The organism is Aeromicrobium sp. Leaf289, from assembly GCF_001423335.1.
In the GTDB taxonomy this organism is placed as follows: Bacteria; Actinomycetota; Actinomycetes; order Propionibacteriales; family Nocardioidaceae; genus Aeromicrobium.
Map to the genome: position 1 here is coordinate 784,086 of NZ_LMNK01000002.1, position 17,461 is coordinate 801,546.

Consider the following 17,461-nt stretch of genomic DNA (forward strand, 5'->3'; position numbering starts at 1 on the left):
CTTCTGCGGGCAGGATCGACGCATGACCTGGTTCTCGTCGAAGCGTTCGTCGTCCGCCGTCGTCACGGCCGACCGGGAGCAGGTGTGGGCGGTCCTCACCGACCCCGACGCCGTGGCCGACATGACGCCGCTCGTGCGCAGCATCGAGGTCGACGGCGACCACTGGCGCTGGTCGATGGACGAGGTGCCCGGCCTCGGCGTCAGCATCGCGCCCGCGTTCACGGTGCGCATGGAGTCCGACGAGCCGAGCCGGCTGTCCTTCACGCACGACCCGCCCGAGGGCGAGCGTGAGCGGGCCGGCGTCGAGGGCGTCTACACGCTCACCGAGCACGAGCAGGGCACCCTGCTCGACATCGACCTCGAGGTCCGGGTCGACCTGCCCCTGGCGAAGCTGGCCAAGCCCGCGGTGAGGACCGCGATGGACGGGGTCCTCGCGACCATGGGTCGCGGCTTCGGCCGGGCCCTGCTCGACCGCCTCGACGCCGACCAGGTCGACGCCTAGGCGCGCGGCGTCACTCCGCGAGCCCCCGAGCGCTCAGGATGGGCCGGACGCCCTCGGCGAACCAGTAGGCCTCCTCCACGTGCGGGTAGCCGGAGAGGACGAACTCCTCGATGCCGAGGTCGGCGTACTCGCCGATGAGGTCGGCGACCTCGCCGTGGCTGCCGACGAGCGCCGTGCCCGCGCCGCTGCGCACCAGTCCCACGCCCGCCCAGAGACCGGGGTGGACCTCGAGGCTCCGGGCGCTCGTGGGTGCCACCCCGCCGTGCAGCTCGCGCATGCGTCGCTGGCCCTCCGACTCGCTGTCCGCCAGAGCCGCCTGCGCCTTCGCGACGTCGGTCGGGTCCAGCTCGGCGAGCATGCGGTCGGCCACCGCCCAGGCGTCCTCGCTCGTGTCGCGGCTGATGGTGTGCAGCCGGATGCCGAAGCGCACCTCGCGACCCTCGTCGGCCGCGAGCTTGCGGATCCACGCGATCTTCTCGGCGACCGCGTCGGGCGCCTCGCCCCAGGTGAGGTAGGTGTCGACCTGCCGCGCGGTGACGGGTCCGGCAGCCGCGGACGAGCCGCCCAGGTAGATCGGTGGCACCGTGCCCGGCTGTCGAGTGCGGGCGTCCTCGACGTCGTAGTGCTCACCGGTGAACGACGAGCCGGCCTCGGTGAAGGCGTCGCGGAAGACCTGCAGGAACTCCTCGGCCCGGCGGTAGCGGTCGTCCTTGGTGACGCGATCGCCGAAGCGCAGCTGCTCGGACGGGTCACCGCCCACCACGACGTTCAGCAGGAGGCGGTCGCCGGACACGCGCTGGAACGTCGACGACATCTGCGCGAGCAGCGTCGGACTGATCAGGCCCGGGCGCAGGGCGATGAGGAACTTCAGCCGGCTGGTGTGCGCCAGCAGCGCCGATGCGACGACCCAGGCGTCCTCGCACGGGGTGCCGGTCGGGGTCAGGACCCCCTCGAAGCCGAGCCGCTCGGCGGTGCGAGCGACGTCGACGAGGTAGTCGAGGTCGGGCTCGCGGTACCGACCGGCGGTGTTCTCGGCGCCACCGCCGCGCGCCACGTCGGCCGGCACGGAGTGCCCACCGCCGACGAGGGTGCGACTGTCGCCGGTGGTGGGCAGGAACCAGTGGAACGTCAGGCTCATGAGACGAGCATGACGCCGCGACAGAAGGTCGACCGCTGGTCCCACATCCCGGACTCGTCCACCGACTACACCTGCGCCGTGCGTGGCGGGGGTGTCCCGGCGACGGCCCATCGGCCCAGGTGCTGCAGCTTCCAGCGCACGGGGTCGTGGAGCGTGTGGGTGCGTGCGTTGCGCCAGTGCCGGTCGTGGGCCCCGGTGGCCGTGCCGCGTGCGGCCGAGCGGGTGCCGCCCAGCTCGAACCCCACCGACGTGACCTCGAGGGCCGCTCGGTCGCCCAGCACCTTCGCGGCGGCCACGGAGAGCGACGCCTCGGTGGCGGCCGCGTCGGACGGCTCTCGCCACGTGGCGTCGACGGCGCGTGCGGCGACGTCGAGCGCGGCCTCGGCGGCACGGACGGCCACCTCCAGCTCGCCGTAGCGCTGGACGAGCAACGGATCGTCCTGTGCGCGGTCGACCCCGGACTCGAACCAGGGCCGCGAGGACGTACGGGTGAAGGTCGCCGCGTCGGTCAGCGCGCCTCGCGCGATGCCCACGTCGATCGCTGCGTGCAGCAGCTGGGCGAAGGCCCCGTAGCCGTGCGGACCGCCGACCGCGGCCTCCCGCTCGGCGACGTGGGTCAGTGGGACGCGCACGGCGTCGAGCCGCACCGTGCCGCTGGCGGTGGTGCGTTGGCCGAGGGCGTCCCAGTCGTCGATCACCGAGACGCCGGGCGTCTCGGCCGGCAGGAACGCGATGCGGTCCGCACCGTCACGGTCGCGGGCCAGCACGGCGAGCCAGTCGGCCAGCACGCTCCCGGTGGCGTAGAACTTCTCGCCGTCGACCACGGCCCACCCCTGGTCGTCGATCCGGACGCGGGTGGCGATGTCGGTGACGGTCGCTCCCGTGCGCTCGGACTGCGCGTTGGCCACGCGGGCTCCCCTGAGGACGTCCCCGAACAGCTGCTCCTGGAGGGCGGGGGACCCGGCGATCTCGGCGAGTCGCAGGTACACGAAGTGGCTCTGGGGCACCTGCGCGACGCTCGGGTCGACCGTGGCGAGCAGCCGCAGGAGCTCGGCCGCCTCGACTGCCCCGCCGCCCGGTCCGCCGTGGGTGGCCGGCACCGTGACGGCCAGGGCGCCGAGCGCGGACAACAGGTCGAGCTCCGCGCGCGGAAGGGCCCGCTCCCGGTCGCGCTCGCCCGCTCCTGCGGCGATGGTCGGCAGGTGCTCGGCGACGGTCACGACGAGCTCGGACGGCGGGACGGTGCTCACGACGGCAGGGGCTCGCGGGTCCAGGAGGACCGGAAGTCCAGCCCGCTGCGCTGGAAGAGCTGGGTGACGGGGCAACGGCGTTCGAGCTCGCTCACGAACCGGTCGAAGGCGGCCTCGTCGGCATCGGTCTCGACCGTGGCGACGACGCTGACGGCGCGGAAGTTCGCGTCGCCCTCGGCGCCGCCGACGAACACGGACGGATCGAGGTCGCCCTGGGCGTGGAAGGTGAACGCGCCGAGGGTGAGGCCGAGGTCCTTCGCGACGAGGGTTGCGGTGATCTGGTTGCACGACGTGAGCGCGCCGAGCGTGTACGCCAGCGGGCTGGGGGCCGCGTCGGATCCGCCGAAGGCCGGGTAGGTGTCGGCGTGGAAGACGTGGGCGTTGTCACCTCCGACCGTGATCTGCTGCGCGACACCGTGGCCGGTGCTCTCGACGACGAACGGGACGAGGGTGGTGGTGCTCATGAGGGGTCCTCTCGTTGGGTGGTGCGACCAGCGTCGACCTCGCGGTCGACGCCTGGGTCGAGTGTCGAGCAGTGGGCTGGTCTGCGTGAAGGGCAGCGGGGTGCTAGGCCCGGGCGGGGACCGGTGCGTGACCGGTCACCCGCCCGAGCGGTCCTGGGTGGGAGAGGGGCTCACGTGTACCAGCTGGGCTCGGGGATCTTCCCGAGCAGCGCGTACTCGCCGACCTCGCGACGCTTGTACGCCACGGGGTCGTGGAGCGTGTGCGTCCGCGCGTTGCGCCAGAACAGGTCGAGGCCGACCTTGTTGCTGGATGCCCGCGCCCCGGTGAGCTCGAAGATCTTCGTGCCCACCTCGAGGGCGACGTCGTTCGCGAGCTGCTTGACCGCGGCCACCCGCACGGCCACCCGCCCACGTGCCTCGGGCGTCAGGTCCTCGCGCGGCGCGTGGAGAAGGGTGGAGATCTCCCGGCCCACCTCGTCGGCCAGGGCCTCGGCGGCCCACAGCTGGCTCTGGAGTCGGCCGTAGCCCTCCAGGACGTACCACTCCTCGCTCGCGCTGGCCTTGTCGTCGCCGCCGTAGGGCCACGGTCGCGTGGTCGAGCGGGTGTAGGCGGTCCCCGCCTTGAGGCCACCTCGCGCGATGCCCAGGTAGAAGTTGCTGAAGACGAGCTGGATCGTCGGCAGGTTGAGGGTGCCGTAGACCAGCTCGACCAGCTCCTTGTCGACGTAGCCGGCGGCGGCCGCCCACGGCACTCGGACGTCCGTGATGGTGACGCCCCCGGACTCGGTGAGCCGCTGGCCGAGGTTGTCCCAGTCGTCGTGGAACACGATCCCGGGCTGGTCGCTGGGGACGATCGCGAAGATGTGCTTCTCGGTGCCGTCGAGGACACCCTCGAGGACGGTGAGGTCGCTGACCTTCGAGCCGGTCGAGAACGACTTGCGACCGTTGTAGACGATCTCGTCCCCCTCGTCGCGGATGGTGAGGTCGCCGTCACGGGGGTTCACGGCGCCGCCGAAGAAGAGGTTGCCGGTCGTGTAGAGCTCCTCGACCGCGGTGATCTGCTCGGGCGTGCCCACGAGGCGGACCGCCCAGGCCCACAGGTAGTGGTAGGCCAGCAGCTGGCCGATGGACCCGTCGCCGGAGGCGACCTCACGCACGACCTGGTACGCGAGGTCCCACGTCTGGCCCGCGCCGCCGTGCTCGGCGGGACCGAGCAGCGTGACGAGGCCGGCATCCTTGAGCAGCTGAACCTCGGCCGTGGGCACGGCCTGGGCGCGATCGCGCTCGACGGCGTCCGCCGCCAGGATCCCGGCGACGTCGGCCGCTCGCTCGAGCCAGCCCTCGCGGGTGGTGGGTCGGGCCTGGTCGGCCCAGGGGGAGGAGGTGACGGCCTCCTGCACGGTGATGTTCTCGGTGGTGGTCATAGTCTTGCTCCTGTTCCTTGCGCTAGTGGGGAATGCCGCCCGTCGGGGTCTCGCCACCCCGGCGGGCACCCGCCGGCCTCTGCCGCCGGGGGATCGTGGTGTCAGGCCGACGTGAGGGCGTCCTCGCCGAGGGTCCCGGCCTCGACGGCCTGCGTCTCGAGCTCCCGGACGATCGGCAGCACCTTCTCGCCGAAGTACGCGATGTCCTCGAGGTAGTGCAGGAAGCCGAGCAGGAACAGGTCGACGCCGCGCTTCTTGTACTCGACGATGCGGGTGGCCACCTGCTCCGGCGTGCCGACGAGCCCGGTGCGGAACCCGTCGTTGTACTGGACGAGGTCCCGGAAGGAGGAGTCGGCCCACATCCCCTTGCCGTCGCTCGTGCTGCTGCCGGCCTGCTGGACGGCCTGGCGGAAGCCCTCGACGGCGTCGGGGTTCGCCTTCGCGATGATCTCCTCGAGCACGTCCCGGGCCTCGGCCTCGGAGTCGCGGGCGACGACGAAGCCGTTGAGGCCGAACCTCACCTGCCCCTCGCGTCCGGCGATCGACGCGTTCTGGTTCACCTCGAGGTACTGCTCGGTGAAGCCGTCGAGGTCCTTGCCGTTGGAGAAGTACCAGTCGGCCACCGAGCCGCCGTTGCGGCGGGCTGCCGTGGAGTTGCCGCCCTGGAAGATCTCCGGGTGCGGACGGCCCGGCACGTCGACCGGTCCAGGCTTCAGGGTGAAGTCGTGGATCCGGTAGAAGTCGCCGCGGTGCTCGAACCCCTCCTCGGTCCAGAGCCCTCGCAGCACGCGGATGAACTCCTCGCTGCGGCGGTAGCGCTCGTCGTGCTCCAGCCACGGCTCGCCGAGGCCGGTGAACTCGTCCTTGAACCAGCCGGACACGACGTTCACCGCCGCGCGACCGCCGGAGATGTGGTCGGCGGTGATGATCCACTTGGCCAGCACCGCCGGGTGCCAGAGACCGGGGTGGACGGCGGCGATGACCTTGAGCTTCTCCGTCTGGGTGAGCAGGCCGAGGCTGAAGCTCGTCGACTCGTGCTGCTGGTCGGCGCCGTACGACGCGGTGTAGCGGACCTGGCTGAGGGCGTACTCGAAGCCGACCTGCTCGGCGAGCTGGGCGACCTTCACGTTGAAGTCGTAGCTCCAGTCGGTGCGCTGCTCGATGGTGCTGGTGACGAGTCCGCCGGAGACGTTGGGGACCCAGTACGCGAACTTCAGGGGATCGGTGCTGATGGGCATGGCGAAGCAGCCCCTTCCTGGTGAGAGGTGATGGAGGTGGTGAGGAGGTGGCGGGGTCGGCTCAGTCGTGACATCGCTCGGCGAGCGGCGAGTGGACTCGCATCAGAACGCCTTGTGGGTGCCGAAGGTGCGCTGCCAGTAGGTGAGCGGCTGGTGGTCGCCGGTCTCGGCGGACACGACGGTGCCGAGGACGAGCACGTGGTCGCCCGCCGGCACGGTGCCGGTCACGTCGGCCAGGACCCAGGCATGGACGTCGTCGAGGCGCGGTGCGCCGTCGTCGCGCCACCCGATGTCGGCGAAGCGGTCGTGGACCTTCGTCGCGAACCGCAGGGCGACCTGGTCCTGGTGGGCCGCGAGCACGTTGACACCGAAGCGCCCGCCGCGCTGCAGGCGGGCGAGAAGGCTCGACGTCCGCGACAGGGACAGCAGGATCATCGGCGGGTCCATCGAGAGCGACATGACGCCGCTCAGGGTGGTGCCGTGCGGGCGCCCCCCGGCCGACGTCGTGACGATGGTGAGCCCGGTGGCGAAGTTCGCCATGGCGTTGCGCAGGGCCGTCTCGAGCGTGGTGTCCACGGACACGGTCATCTCGTCCTCCCCAGGTGTGCGGTGGTGATGTGTCCACCGTGGACCGCGGGGAGGGGGTCGTGGCACCTGCTCAGGAGGTGGGACGTCCTGGGGCGTCCGGTCGGCCCGTGCTAGTCGTCAGGCAGCGGTCGCGCGCAGGGCGTTGATCGAGTCGTCGGTGCAGGTGTCCCAGAACCCGCCGACCGCGTCCTCCACGTGGGCGAAGGAGTCTGCCGCGAACAGCACGTCCTGGTAGTGGGTGATGTCGTAGTCGGTGGTGCCCATGGCCACGACGTCGAGCGGCTTGATCGTCATGCCGCGGAACTCCTCGATCTCGCCGGGGCTCGACAGGATCCCCGCGCCGAAGGCCTTCAGACCGTCGGGCTCGTGCACCACGCCGAACTCGAGGGTGAACCAGAAGACCCGGCTGACGAACTCGAGCGCCTCGGCCGTCTCGACGCGACGGGCCGCCTGGCCGGCGGCCTGGTACAGGCGGGTGAACCGGGGGTCGGCGAGCGTGTTGCCGTGCCCGACGACCTCGTGCAGCACGTCGGGCTCGGGCGTGTAGAGCGGGACGGAGTGGTGGCGCACGTACTGGGTGGCCCAGAAGCCGTGGTCGGCGAGGGCGCCGTAGAACTCGCGCAGGGGCACGAGCCCGGCGGCAGGGCGGTACCGGAAGCCGGTGATCGGCTCCAGCCGGTCGGACAGCTCCTCGAGCTGCGGCACGCGGTCGAGCGGGAGGTCGAGGGCGGCCTTGCCGTCGAGGAACTCGCGGCAGGCGTAGGTCTCGTGCTTGGCGAGGAGGTCCTCGCTCACGACGCGCCACACCTCGTGCTCGGCGTCGGTGTAGGGCGCCTCGGGGGCGGGCTCGCCGGGCTCCCACCGGTGGGCGAGCGTGGCCAGAAGGTCACGGCGCTCGCGGTACTCCGGGTCGTGCAGCCCGGGGTGGTCGGCGCCCAGCTCGACGGTCATCCGGCCGTCGTCGGTCTGCTTCACGGGGGCGAAGTACTGGCCTTCCTCGAACACGGGTCCTCCTGTCCGCGGACGACCGGGTGGGGGTCCGCCATGGGTGGGAGCGGTGCCGGGGTGAGGCACACGCCGATGACGCAGCGATGTGGTGCTGGTCACATCCATCCAACCATGGGCCCACACGGACCGGAAGGTCGTGGCGCTACTCGCCCGTCGAGCCGTCGATCGCCTCGCGCAGGAGGTCGGCGTGGCCGTTGTGGCGGCAGTACTCCTCGATCATGTGCACGACGATCCATCGCAGGGAGAGCGGCTCTCCCGTGCCGCGCCAGGGGCGCACGCCGAGGGTGTCGAGGCCGTCGGTCGCCGCCTCGAGTGCGGCGTCGGACCTCGCGACGGACTCCTTCCAGAGCGTCAGGACGTCGGCCGGGTCGTCGTCGACCGCCGAGTGCCAGTCCCAGTCGGCGTCGGCCTGCCAGTCGGTGCTCCGCCAGGGCTCGGACGGCTCGCGTCCGAGGAACACCTCCCCGAACCAGGAGTCCTCGACGTAGGCGAGGTGCTTGAGCATCCCGCCCAGCGTCATGGTCGACGGAGTGTGCGTCGCGGCCAGCTGGTCACGGGTCAGCCCCTCGAGCTTCCACGCGAGCGTGCGGCGGTGGAAGTCCAGGAAGCCCCGCAGCGTCGACATCTCGTCACCCGCGAAGGGCGGATCGATCCGGCCGTGCTCATCGGCCGCCCGCGGCCCGGCACCCCCGCCGTGCTCATCGGCCGCCCGCGGCCCGGCACCCCCGCCGTGCTCATCGGCCGCCCGCGGCCCGGCACTCCCGCCGTGCTCATCGGCCGCCCGCGGCCCGGCACCCCCGCCGTGCTCATCTGTGGTCATCCCTCACTCCAGCACGTGGCCGGGGAGCGCGGCAAGAGGACGCGTCAGCGACCGAGGAGGCGGCGCAGCACCCCACCGCTGCGGGGCTCGTCGGGATGTCCGGCGCACCACTGGTCGTCGGGGACCATGGCGCGCACCTGGGCGACGTGCTGGCCACAGCCGGCCCAGGTGGTCTTGGAGCAGGTGGAGCAGGTCACGGGTCGGCACATGTCGGGACTCCTGGGTCAGGGGGTGGTGGGTGCGGGCCCGTCCTCGGGCGCGAACTCGCAGAACGCGTCGTAGGCGCGCGGGCCGTGGATGGTGGCGGGGCCGCCGTGCATGAGGAACGTGACGCCGATGGCCTCGGCGGCCTCCTGACGGGTGGCGCCGGCGCGGGCGGCGGCCTGGGCGTGCGACGCGATGCATCCGTCGCACCCCTCCACGACGCCGATCGCGAGCGCGATGAGCTCCTTGGTGCGGACGTCGAGGGCGCCGTCGGCGAAGGCCGCGCGGTGCAGCTCGCCGAAGCCCGCGTAGACGTCGGGGACAGCGCGCCGGAGGGCGCGGTGCAGGGGCGACAGCTCGTCGAGCACGGGCTTTCCGTGGGTCATGACGACTCTCCTCTCCATCCCCCTGGGGGGATCCTGCCAGGACGCTACCACACATCCCCCTGGGGGGTTAAGATGCGAGCATGCACCTGGAGCCCGAGGACACCAAGGCCGTCGCCCTTCGCATGAAGCGCGCCCACGGCCACCTGGCCAGCGTCATCCGCATGCTCGAGGAGGGCGCGGAGTGCGAGGACGTCGTCACGCAGCTGGCCGCCGTGAGCAAGGCCCTCAGTCGCAGCGGCTTCGCCCTCGTGAGCACGGGGATGCAGAAGTGCGTCACCGAGGGCGAGGACGTCGACGTCGCCCGGCTGGAGAAGGTCTTCCTGTCGCTCGCGTGAGGCCCCTACCCGAGCACGCGCTCGAGGTAGGGGTTCGAGAACACGCGGTGCGGGTCGAGCTCGTCGCGGATCGCGACGAAGTCGTCGAAGCGGGCGTACCGACCGCTGAGGTAGTCGGCCCCGAGCGTGTGCATCTTGCCCCAGTGCGGTCGTCCCTCGTGCGCGGTGAACACGTCCTGTGCGGCCGCGAAGTACGCCGCCGGGTCGACCCGGTGGTACTGGTGCACCGCCACGTAGCAGTTGTCACGCTCGTGCCCCGTCGACATCCACACGTCGTCGGCGGCCGTGAACCGAACCTCGATCGGGAACGACACCGTCTCGTGTCCCGCGCCGAACCACCCCTGCAGCGACGCGATCACCTCGGGCAGGGCCGCTCGCGGCATGGCGAACTCCGACTCGCGGAACCGGACCCGCCGCGGGGAGACGAACACCTCGTGGGAGTGGTCCACGTACTCGCGGGCCGACAGCGCCGACCCGCTCACGTGGTTGATGCGCGGCACGAGTGACGGAACGCGACGGCCCACCCGGTTGGCCACCTCGAACAGGCCGTTGCTCAGGAGCTCGTCGTCGACGAGGTGCCGCACCCGCCCCACGGGTGCGCGCTCGGACCCCTCCGGCACCCTGTTGTTGCGCTTGACGAGCGCCTTCTCCGTGTGCGGGAACCAGTAGAACTCGAAGTGGTCGTTCTCCTCGACGAGCTCGGGAAGCCGGTCCAGCACCTCGGGCAGCGCCATCGGCTCCTCGCGGGCGTGCAGCAGGAACGTCGGCACGCACTGGAGCGTCACCTCGGTCACGATCCCCAGCGCGCCGAGCGTGACGCGGGAGGCCCCGAACCACGGGTGCTGCTCGTCGATCTCGATCACGTCGCCGTCGGCGGTGACGAGCTGCACCCCGACCACCGCTGCGGAGATGCCGTGCAGTCGGTGGCCCGTCCCGTGGGTGCCCGTGGACACCGCGCCCGCCACCGACTGGGGGTCCACGTCGCCGAGGTTCGGCAGCGCCAGCCCCAGCGCGAGCAGGCGTGGGTTGAGCGCGTGCAGCGAGATGCCCGCCTGCACCCGCACCCGAGACGTGGCGGCGTCGTGTCCGAGCACGGCGTCCATCCTGTCGAGCCGCAGCAGCACGCCCTCGGTGGCCGCGATCGGCGTGAACGAGTGGCCGGCGCCGTAGGCCTTGACCGGCAGTCCCTCGGCGCGTGCCGCGCGCACCGCCGCGACCACCTCCTGCGTCGACGCCGGGTGCAGCACCCGCCGCGGGTGCGCTCGGACGCTGCGGGCCCAGTTCTGCCACAGGACGCTCATCGCGCCGCCGACCGCTCGCTCATCCGAAGTTCTTCCCTTCTCCGCGATACGTGGGCACCGTCTCGGCGCGGCCGGCGTCGTCGACCAGCGTGACCGCGTCGAAGCGCTCGCACATCTCGCCGGCCTTGGCGTGGCGGAACACCACGCGGTCGCCGATGCGCAGGCCGCGGGCCGCCTTGCCCCTCACCGGGGTCTGCACCTCGCCCACCCCCTCGGTGCCGAGGAGCGTGAGCCCCTCCGGCCACACCGGAGTGGGCATGCGGTTGGCCTGCGCCGGCCCGGACGCCGTGTAGCCGCCGGCGAAGCACGTGGCCACGTCCTTGGCGGGCCGGCGGACGACGTCGAGCACGAAGTAGGCCGCCGGGTGCGCCTCGAACGCGTCGTATCCGTCGAAGAGCGTGGGGGTGAACAGCCCCGAGCCCGCCGTGAGCTCGGTGATGGCGGGATCGGCCCCGGTGACCTCGAGGCTGCCGGTGCCGCCCGCGTTCACGATCTCGAGGTCGGCGTGCTGCGAGACGGCGCGGACGACGTCGCCCCGACGGTGCGCGAGCTCGGTGCTGGAGATCCGCTTGACCATGCGGACGGCCGGCGACGTGTCCGGCAGCCCCGCGACCTGCGCGTCGTAGAACATGACGCCCACGAGGTCGAAGCCCGCGTGGGCGCTGACGGCGCGGGCCAGGGCGCCCGCCTGCTTGGCCGAGTGCACGGGCGAGCGGCGCACGCCGAGGTGGATCGGGTGGACCCCGAGGACGCCAGGACGCAGGGAGGCGTCGACGTCGAGGCAGACGCGCAGCTCGGGGTGGGACCCTCCGACGAGGGTGTCGACGACCCGGAGGGCCTCGACCGAGTCGATCATCAGCGTGATCGCCGCCCGGCGCCGCTCGCCCTCGATGCTGCGCTCGGTGAGGAGGAGCAGACCCGCGCGGTCGACGGTCGGGTAGGCGAGCAGCACGTCGTCGGTCACGCCCTGGTCGACGAGCCAGCAGCTCTCCGCCAACGAGTAGGACATGACGCCGGCGAAGCCCGGACGGGCGAGCGTGCGCTCGATGACCGACCGCACCCGCACCGACTTGCTGGCCACGCGGATCGGCACGCCGGCTGCGCGCCGCACGAGGTCGTCGGCGTTGGCCCACAGTGCCGGGGCGTCGAGCGCCGCGAGGGGAGCCGAGAGTGGAGCGGTGGCCGAGAGCAGGCGTGCGAAGGGTGCGCTCACCCGCTCAGGATGGCACGACCTGGAGGGTCAGCGGGAGGGCCCGGACGCAGGCTCGTGCTCAGTCGCCGAGCAGGGGGCCGAGCAGGCCGTCGAGCAGGCCGGGAGTCGCGCTGGGCTCCGGCGCGGCGCTCGACGGAGCGGGAGCGGGGCGCTGGGTGGTGGCCGCCGGTCGGGGCGAGCTGGTGCGAGGAGCCGACGTGCGAGGGGCCTTCGACGGTGCCGCCGTCGCGCGGTCCGACGGCTTGGGGTCGGCCGGCTCGTCGGTGTCGTCGGACGACTTCGTGGGTCGCGGTGTGGGCGACGGCTTCGTCGTGGGCGGCGTCAGCGACGTGGTCGGGACCCCGGCCGGCGCGTCGCTGGCGCTCGACCGGTCGCCGCCACCCGTGGCGGACACGAGGGCGACCGTGCCCACGGTGAGCATGGCCATCACCGCGAAGGCAGTGGTCAGGCTGACGGTGCGAATGCGCATGGGGTCCTCGATGATCGGCGGCGTCGTCCACGGTAGAGGAGGACGTGCACCCCTGTCTGTGACGGCAGTCGCCCTACGATGGGTCGGTACGCCTCCGTAGCTCAGTTGGTAGAGCGCCTCACTTGTAATGAGGATGTCGCGGGTTCGACTCCTGTCGGAGGCTCTGATTGCTCCCGAGGTGCAGGTTCGATATGAGTGCGCCGCACGTGTCATGAGGATGTCGCGGGTTCGACTCCTGTCGGAGGCTCTGATTCGACGGTGGATATGAGCGCGCCGCACGTGTCATGAGGATGTCGCGGGTTCGACTCCTGTCGGAGGCTCTGATTGCTCCCGAGGTGCAGGTTCGATATGAGYGCGCCGCACGTGTCATGAGGATGTCGCGGGTTCGACTCCTGTCGGAGGCTCTGATTCGACGGTGGATATGAGCGCGCCGCACGTGTCATGAGGATGTCGCGGGTTCGACTCCTGTCGGAGGCTCTGATTGCTCCCGAGGTGCAGGTTCGATATGAGTGCGCCGCACGTGTCATGAGGATGTCGCGNATGAGGATGTCGCGGGTTCGACTCCTGTCGGAGGCTCTGATTGCTCCCGAGGTGCAGGTTCGATATGAGTGCGCCGCACGTGTCATGAGGATGTCGCGGTTCGACTCCTGTCGGAGGCTCCGCCGCCGGACGGGGCGCCAGGTCGCGCGGGTCGAGGTCCGTCCGGCTGCTGGTCAGCCCTCTTGACAGGCCCTCTCGCATCTGTCTGAATACGTATTCAGACCGCTGCATCCGCAAGGAGCCCCATGTCCGACGTCACCGCCCCCACGACGCTCATGGCCGTCGTCCCCGAGCCCTTGACCGCCGAGGCGTTCGCGCCGTACGGCGAGGTCATCAGCACCGCCGGGCGCGAGTCGCTCGGCTACGACCTCTACGGCGACCGCGACGACAACTTCGTCGCCGGCTCCCTCGAGAGCGACCACCACGTCGAGGTCCTGCTGACCCGCCAGCACATCCGCGAGTACCGGATCAACTTCCTGGAGCGGCACTTCGAGATCGCCCAGGCGTTCATCCCGCTCGGCGGCAACCCGTTCCTGTGCGTCGTGGCCCGCCCCGACGCCCCCGAGGAGAACGGCATCCCCCGCCTGGACGAGGTGCGGGCCTTCTGGGTCCCGGGCGACGCCGGGCTCACGCTGCACCGCGGGACGTGGCACGAGCCCCCGTTCCCGCTGTCGAGCGGCGCGACGATGGTGGTCACGAGCCACCGGGCGCTCACCGAGGCGCTCGGCTCCACGCCGGACGAGAACGGTGAGATCCACTGGGGCGACGTGGACAAGCGGCACGTCACGGGCCGCACCGGCGTCGAGCTGCGGATCCAGCTGCCGTGACCGCGGGGGTGGCGCCGACCCACGTCGGTTCACGGACCCGACGACTGCGCGGTGACGCCTTCCTCACGGGCCGCGCGCGCTACGTCGGCGACATCCGTCCGGCCGGTGCGCTGCACCTCGCGATCCTGCGGAGCCCGCACGCACACGCGCGCATCGTCGACGTCGACCTCGAGGCGGCACGCCGGAGCCCCGGCGTGGTCGCGGCGCTCGACGGCGTCGGCGCTGCCGAGCTGGCCGACCCGATCCCGCACTTCATCGACCCTGCGACGTTCGGCGGGCGCAGCGTCGAGGTGCGCTGCCTCGCGCTCGGCGAGGTCGTCCACGTGGGCCAGCCCGTGGCAGCGGTCGTCGCCGAGACGATCCACGACGCCGAGGCCGCGCTGGACGCGATCTCGGTGGAGTACGAACCGCTGCCGCACGTCCTCGATGCGGTGCGGGCCCTCGAGTCGACCGCGCCGCGCGCATACGCCGACTGGCCGGACAACGTGGTCATGGCCGGCTCGTACACCCAGGGCGACGTCGACGAGGAGCTCACGCGCTGCGAGCGCGTGCTCACGACGACCATGACGATCCAGCGCTACTCCCAGCAGCCGATGGAGACCCGCGGCTACGTGGCGACCTGGGACGAGCAGACCCGGCGCATGACGCTGCACGGCTCGTGCCAGAACCCGCACCCCCTGCGAGCCGTGCTGGCCTCGGCCCTGCGCCTCGGTGAGGAGCAGGTGCAGGTCGTGGTGCCCGACGTCGGCGGCGCGTTCGGCCTCAAGATGCACGGCCACCCCGAGGAGCCGCTCGTCTGCGTCTTGAGCCGGATCACTGGCCGCCCGGTGCGCTGGACCGAGCGGCGCAGCGACTGCCTGCTCGTGGGCGGACGCGAGCAGCACCACGAGGTCACGGTCGGCTTCGACGGCGACGGCCGCGTGCGCGCGCTGCGCGACGACCTGGTCGCCAACGTCGGCGCCCTCGGCGCCGCGCCCGGCTGGGGCATGGCCTACCTGACCGCGCTCGCCTTCCCCACGGGCTACGACGTCCAGGTCGTCGACGCACGCTTCCGGATCGTGGCGACGAACAAGTCGCCGTGGAACGCCTCGCGCGGGTACGGCAAGGAGGCCACGAACCTCATGATGGAGCGCGTCATGGACCTCGTGGCGCGCGAGCTCGGCCTCGACCCCGCCGAGGTGCGGCACCGCAACCTCATCGCCGACGACGCCTTCCCGTACAAGACCACCGCCGGGCTCAACATCGACAGCGGCCAGTACCACCTGGCGCTCGACCGGGTCCGGGCGCTCGTCGACGAGCCGGGCGTCCGCCGCGGGCAGCGGGAGCAGTCGGCCGACGCGACGGTGCGCACCGGCCTGGGCCTGGCCTTCGAGCTGACGCCGGAGGCCGGCGGCACGCCCGGCACCCTGGTCGGCGGCTTCGACACCTCGACCGTCCGCGTGGCGCCGAGCGGACAGGTCACCGTCCTGACCGGCGTCACCTCGCCCGGCGGCGGCAACGACACCGGCATCGCCCAGATCGTCGCCGACCGGCTCGGCGTCGCGCCTGCGGCGATCACCGTGGTGCAGGGCGACACCGACCGCTGCCCCTACGGCTTCGGCAACTTCAGCGGACGGAGCATGGTCGTGGGCGGCAGTGCCGCCGCGCTCGCCGCCGAGGACATCGCCCTGCGCCTGCGGACCGTGGCAGCGTCGCTGCTCGACGTCACCGTCGACGAGGTCGTCCTCGCCGATGGCCGGGCTCGGGCGGGCGACCGTTCGTGCCCGCTCGAAGAGGTCGCCCTCACGGTGTACTCGCAGGCGTTCGGCGTCGCCGACGGCGTCACGCCGGCGCTGGAGTCGACGCGGGTCTACAAGCCCGACAACCTGACGTTCGTGCCCGACGAGCACGGTCGGCCGCAGACCTACCCGACCTACTCCTACGCGGTGCACGCCGCCGTGGTCGACGTCGACGTGGAGACGGGCATCTCGACGGTGCGCCGCTTCGGCGTCGTGCACGACTGCGGGACGGTCATCAACCCCACGCTGGTGGAGGGCCAGATGCACGGGGCCGTCGCCATGGGCATCGGCGCCGCGCTGATGGAGTCGATCGTCCACGACGACGACGGTTGCCTCGTCACGGACCGTCTCAAGCGCTACCTCATGCCGCGCGCGGGGGACCTGCCCGACATCGAGGTCGAGCACCTGGTGACCCCGAGCCCCTTCACCCTGCTCGGCGCCAAGGGCGCCGGCGAGGCGGGGGTCGGCGGCGCACTGTCGGCCGTGGTCAACGCGATCGACGACGCCCTGGCGCCGCTCGGTGTCGTGCTCGACCGGCTGCCCCTGACCCCGCCCACGGTCCTGGCCGCCTTGCAGACGGCCGAGGGGAGGAACGCATGATCCGCCACCGGTTCCGCCACGAGCGGCCGACGGCGCTGGCCGACGCGGTGGCGGTGCTGGCCGAGGCCGGGCCACGTGCCCGCGTGCTGGGCGGTGGCACCCTGCTCGTCCCCGAGATGGTCGCGGGCGAGGCGTCCCCGGACCACGTGGTCGACCTCGGAAGACTGGGCCTGCAGCCGGTCCGCCTCGACGGGGACGACCTCGTCCTCGCGGCCACCGCCACCTACGCCGACGTGCTGGCGGACCCGCGGGTCGCCGAGCACGCGCCCACCCTCGTCGCGATGGCCTCCGGCGTCACGGGGGGCGTGCAGCTGCTCAACGCGGCGACGCTCGCCGGGTCCGCCTGCCAGGCGGCACCCGGGTCGGACGTCCCCGGCTGCCTCGCGGCGCTCGACGCCCGCTTCCGCCTGGCCAGCGAGGAGGGCGTGCGCGAGGTCGGCGTCGACGCGTTCTTCCTCCAAGCCCACCGCACCGCCCTGCGACCGGACGAGCTGCTCCTGGAGATCGTGCTCCCGAGCACGGCGGGACGCGCGCACGGGTACGTGAAGCTCAAGCACGCGGCGAGCTCGTGGCCGATCGCGACCGGGGCGTGCGTCCTCGACGCGGACGGCCGGCGTGTGCGGGTCGCCATCGGCGCGGCCGGTCCCGTCCCCGTCGTCCTCGAGCGGGACGTGGCCCCCGGGGCCGGGGCGCTCGCGGCCGAGGTGGCGGCGCTGCTGCAGCAGACCTGGGACGACGTCCTGGCCGACGCCGGCTACCGGCGCAGCGTCGCGCCCGTCGCCGCCCGACGAGCTCTCGAGCAGGCAGGAGTCGCACCATGAGCCACGATCCGACGGCTGCGTCGCAGGACGCGCCGCTCCGGCTCAGCGTCAACGGCGAGGACCGTGCGGTCGCCCTCGACCCGCGCCTCACGTTGCTCGAGCTGGTACGTGAGGGTCTCGGTCTCACCGGCACCCACCTCGGCTGCCAGACGGGCGACTGCGGCGCCTGCACGGTGGCGCTCGACGACCGCAGCGTGAAGTCGTGCATGGTGCTCGCAGGCAGCGTCGACGGCGCCGCGCTGACGACGATCGAGGGCTTCGCCGGAGGGTCCGCCCCCGTCGAAGGGGCCGAGCAGCTCGACGTCGTGCAGGAGTCCTTCTGGGACGAGTACGGGTTCCAGTGCGGGTTCTGCTTGCCTGGGATGCTGTTCGCCACGCGCGAGCTGCTCGCGACGAACGCCGACCCGACGGACGAGGAGATCCGCGCGGCACTGGTCGGCAACCTGTGCCGATGCACCGGCTACCACAACATCGTGCGCGCGGTCCGCGAGGCGGCCGCGCGGATGCGGGCCTGAGCCCGCCGAGGCTGCTGTCCCGGCGGGGTGGTGCCCGGCT

At 72.2% G+C, this 17,461-nt stretch carries 19 protein-coding genes and 1 tRNA gene; 7 read left to right on the forward strand and 13 right to left on the reverse strand.

Going from position 1 to position 17,461, the window contains the following annotated elements:
* The first annotated feature begins 22 nt into the window (after positions 1-22).
* Positions 23-502: a CoxG family protein gene (locus ASF37_RS07725; protein ID WP_055963262.1), complete on the forward strand. Its 480-nt coding sequence runs from the start codon at positions 23-25 to the stop codon at positions 500-502.
* Positions 503-512: 10 nt separating this feature from the next.
* Here ASF37_RS07725 and ASF37_RS07730 read toward each other — a convergent pair whose 3' ends face one another.
* The 10 genes from ASF37_RS07730 to ASF37_RS07770 all read right to left on the reverse strand — a co-directional run bounded on the left by ASF37_RS07730 (position 513) and on the right by ASF37_RS07770 (position 9,022).
* Positions 513-1,640: an LLM class flavin-dependent oxidoreductase gene (locus ASF37_RS07730; protein WP_056579776.1), complete on the reverse strand. Its 1,128-nt coding sequence runs from the start codon at positions 1,638-1,640 to the stop codon at positions 513-515.
* A gap of 65 nt (positions 1,641-1,705) precedes the next feature.
* Positions 1,706-2,890, reverse strand: a complete 1,185-nt coding sequence (locus ASF37_RS07735) for an SfnB family sulfur acquisition oxidoreductase (RefSeq protein WP_055963269.1) — start codon at positions 2,888-2,890, stop codon at positions 1,706-1,708.
* The gene (locus ASF37_RS07740; RefSeq protein ID WP_055963272.1) at positions 2,887-3,354 is read right to left on the reverse strand and encodes an OsmC family protein; all 468 of its coding nucleotides are present in this window, start codon (positions 3,352-3,354) and stop codon (positions 2,887-2,889) included. The genes ASF37_RS07735 and ASF37_RS07740 overlap by 4 nt, the downstream gene beginning before the upstream one ends.
* 170 nt (positions 3,355-3,524) lie before the next feature.
* A complete protein-coding gene (locus ASF37_RS07745) occupies positions 3,525-4,778 on the reverse strand; it encodes an acyl-CoA dehydrogenase family protein (protein ID WP_056556337.1) in 1,254 nt (417 codons plus the stop codon).
* Between the two features lie 101 nt (positions 4,779-4,879).
* The gene (gene sfnG / locus ASF37_RS07750; protein WP_055963279.1) at positions 4,880-6,016 is read right to left on the reverse strand and encodes a dimethylsulfone monooxygenase SfnG; all 1,137 of its coding nucleotides are present in this window, start codon (positions 6,014-6,016) and stop codon (positions 4,880-4,882) included.
* Between the two features lie 102 nt (positions 6,017-6,118).
* Complete coding sequence (locus tag ASF37_RS07755) at positions 6,119-6,604, reverse strand: flavin reductase family protein (protein WP_055963281.1); 486 nt, start codon at positions 6,602-6,604, stop codon at positions 6,119-6,121.
* A 117-nt stretch (positions 6,605-6,721) separates the two neighbouring features.
* Positions 6,722-7,609 carry a phenylalanine 4-monooxygenase gene (locus tag ASF37_RS07760; protein WP_056579778.1) on the reverse strand — a complete coding sequence of 296 codons (888 nt, stop codon included), beginning with the start codon at positions 7,607-7,609 and terminating at the stop codon, positions 6,722-6,724.
* A 145-nt stretch (positions 7,610-7,754) separates the two neighbouring features.
* A complete protein-coding gene (locus ASF37_RS07765; protein WP_235499969.1) occupies positions 7,755-8,432 on the reverse strand; it encodes a DinB family protein in 678 nt (225 codons plus the stop codon).
* 44 nt (positions 8,433-8,476) lie between these two features.
* Positions 8,477-8,641, reverse strand: a complete 165-nt coding sequence (locus tag ASF37_RS17460) for a hypothetical protein (protein ID WP_164468830.1) — start codon at positions 8,639-8,641, stop codon at positions 8,477-8,479.
* Between the two features lie 15 nt (positions 8,642-8,656).
* Positions 8,657-9,022, reverse strand: coding sequence for a carboxymuconolactone decarboxylase family protein (locus tag ASF37_RS07770; protein ID WP_056579783.1), 366 nt, complete (start codon positions 9,020-9,022; stop codon positions 8,657-8,659).
* An 80-nt stretch (positions 9,023-9,102) separates the two neighbouring features.
* On the opposite strand from ASF37_RS07770, the gene ASF37_RS07775 reads away from it, so the two are divergent.
* On the forward strand, positions 9,103-9,357 hold the full coding sequence (locus tag ASF37_RS07775; RefSeq protein WP_055963293.1) for a metal-sensitive transcriptional regulator: 255 nt from the start codon (positions 9,103-9,105) through the stop codon (positions 9,355-9,357).
* Between the two features lie 5 nt (positions 9,358-9,362).
* On the opposite strand, the gene ASF37_RS07780 is transcribed toward ASF37_RS07775, so the two are convergent.
* From ASF37_RS07780 to ASF37_RS07790, 3 genes are read right to left on the reverse strand one after another with little or no spacing between them, the layout of a single operon-like run.
* Positions 9,363-10,658, reverse strand: coding sequence for a D-arabinono-1,4-lactone oxidase (locus tag ASF37_RS07780; protein WP_056579784.1), 1,296 nt, complete (start codon positions 10,656-10,658; stop codon positions 9,363-9,365).
* 19 nt (positions 10,659-10,677) lie between these two features.
* A complete protein-coding gene (locus ASF37_RS07785) occupies positions 10,678-11,871 on the reverse strand; it encodes an alanine racemase (protein WP_055963301.1) in 1,194 nt (397 codons plus the stop codon).
* A 58-nt stretch (positions 11,872-11,929) separates the two neighbouring features.
* Complete coding sequence (locus tag ASF37_RS07790) at positions 11,930-12,340, reverse strand: hypothetical protein (protein WP_056579786.1); 411 nt, start codon at positions 12,338-12,340, stop codon at positions 11,930-11,932.
* Positions 12,341-12,430: 90 nt separating this feature from the next.
* Here ASF37_RS07790 and ASF37_RS07795 point away from each other — a divergent pair.
* The 5 genes from ASF37_RS07795 to ASF37_RS07820 all read left to right on the forward strand — a co-directional run bounded on the left by ASF37_RS07795 (position 12,431) and on the right by ASF37_RS07820 (position 17,421).
* Positions 12,431-12,503, forward strand: a tRNA-Thr gene (locus tag ASF37_RS07795).
* 622 nt (positions 12,504-13,125) lie between these two features.
* Positions 13,126-13,707, forward strand: a complete 582-nt coding sequence (locus tag ASF37_RS07805; RefSeq protein WP_055963307.1) for an ureidoglycolate lyase — start codon at positions 13,126-13,128, stop codon at positions 13,705-13,707.
* Positions 13,704-16,085 carry a xanthine dehydrogenase family protein molybdopterin-binding subunit gene (locus ASF37_RS07810; RefSeq protein WP_055963310.1) on the forward strand — a complete coding sequence of 794 codons (2,382 nt, stop codon included), beginning with the start codon at positions 13,704-13,706 and terminating at the stop codon, positions 16,083-16,085. The genes ASF37_RS07805 and ASF37_RS07810 overlap by 4 nt, the downstream gene beginning before the upstream one ends.
* Positions 16,082-16,906, forward strand: a complete 825-nt coding sequence (locus ASF37_RS07815) for a xanthine dehydrogenase family protein subunit M (protein WP_055963315.1) — start codon at positions 16,082-16,084, stop codon at positions 16,904-16,906. Before ASF37_RS07810 ends, ASF37_RS07815 begins: the two co-directional genes overlap by 4 nt.
* A complete protein-coding gene (locus ASF37_RS07820; RefSeq protein ID WP_056556319.1) occupies positions 16,903-17,421 on the forward strand; it encodes a (2Fe-2S)-binding protein in 519 nt (172 codons plus the stop codon). Before ASF37_RS07815 ends, ASF37_RS07820 begins: the two co-directional genes overlap by 4 nt.
* Positions 17,422-17,461: the final 40 nt, after the last annotated feature.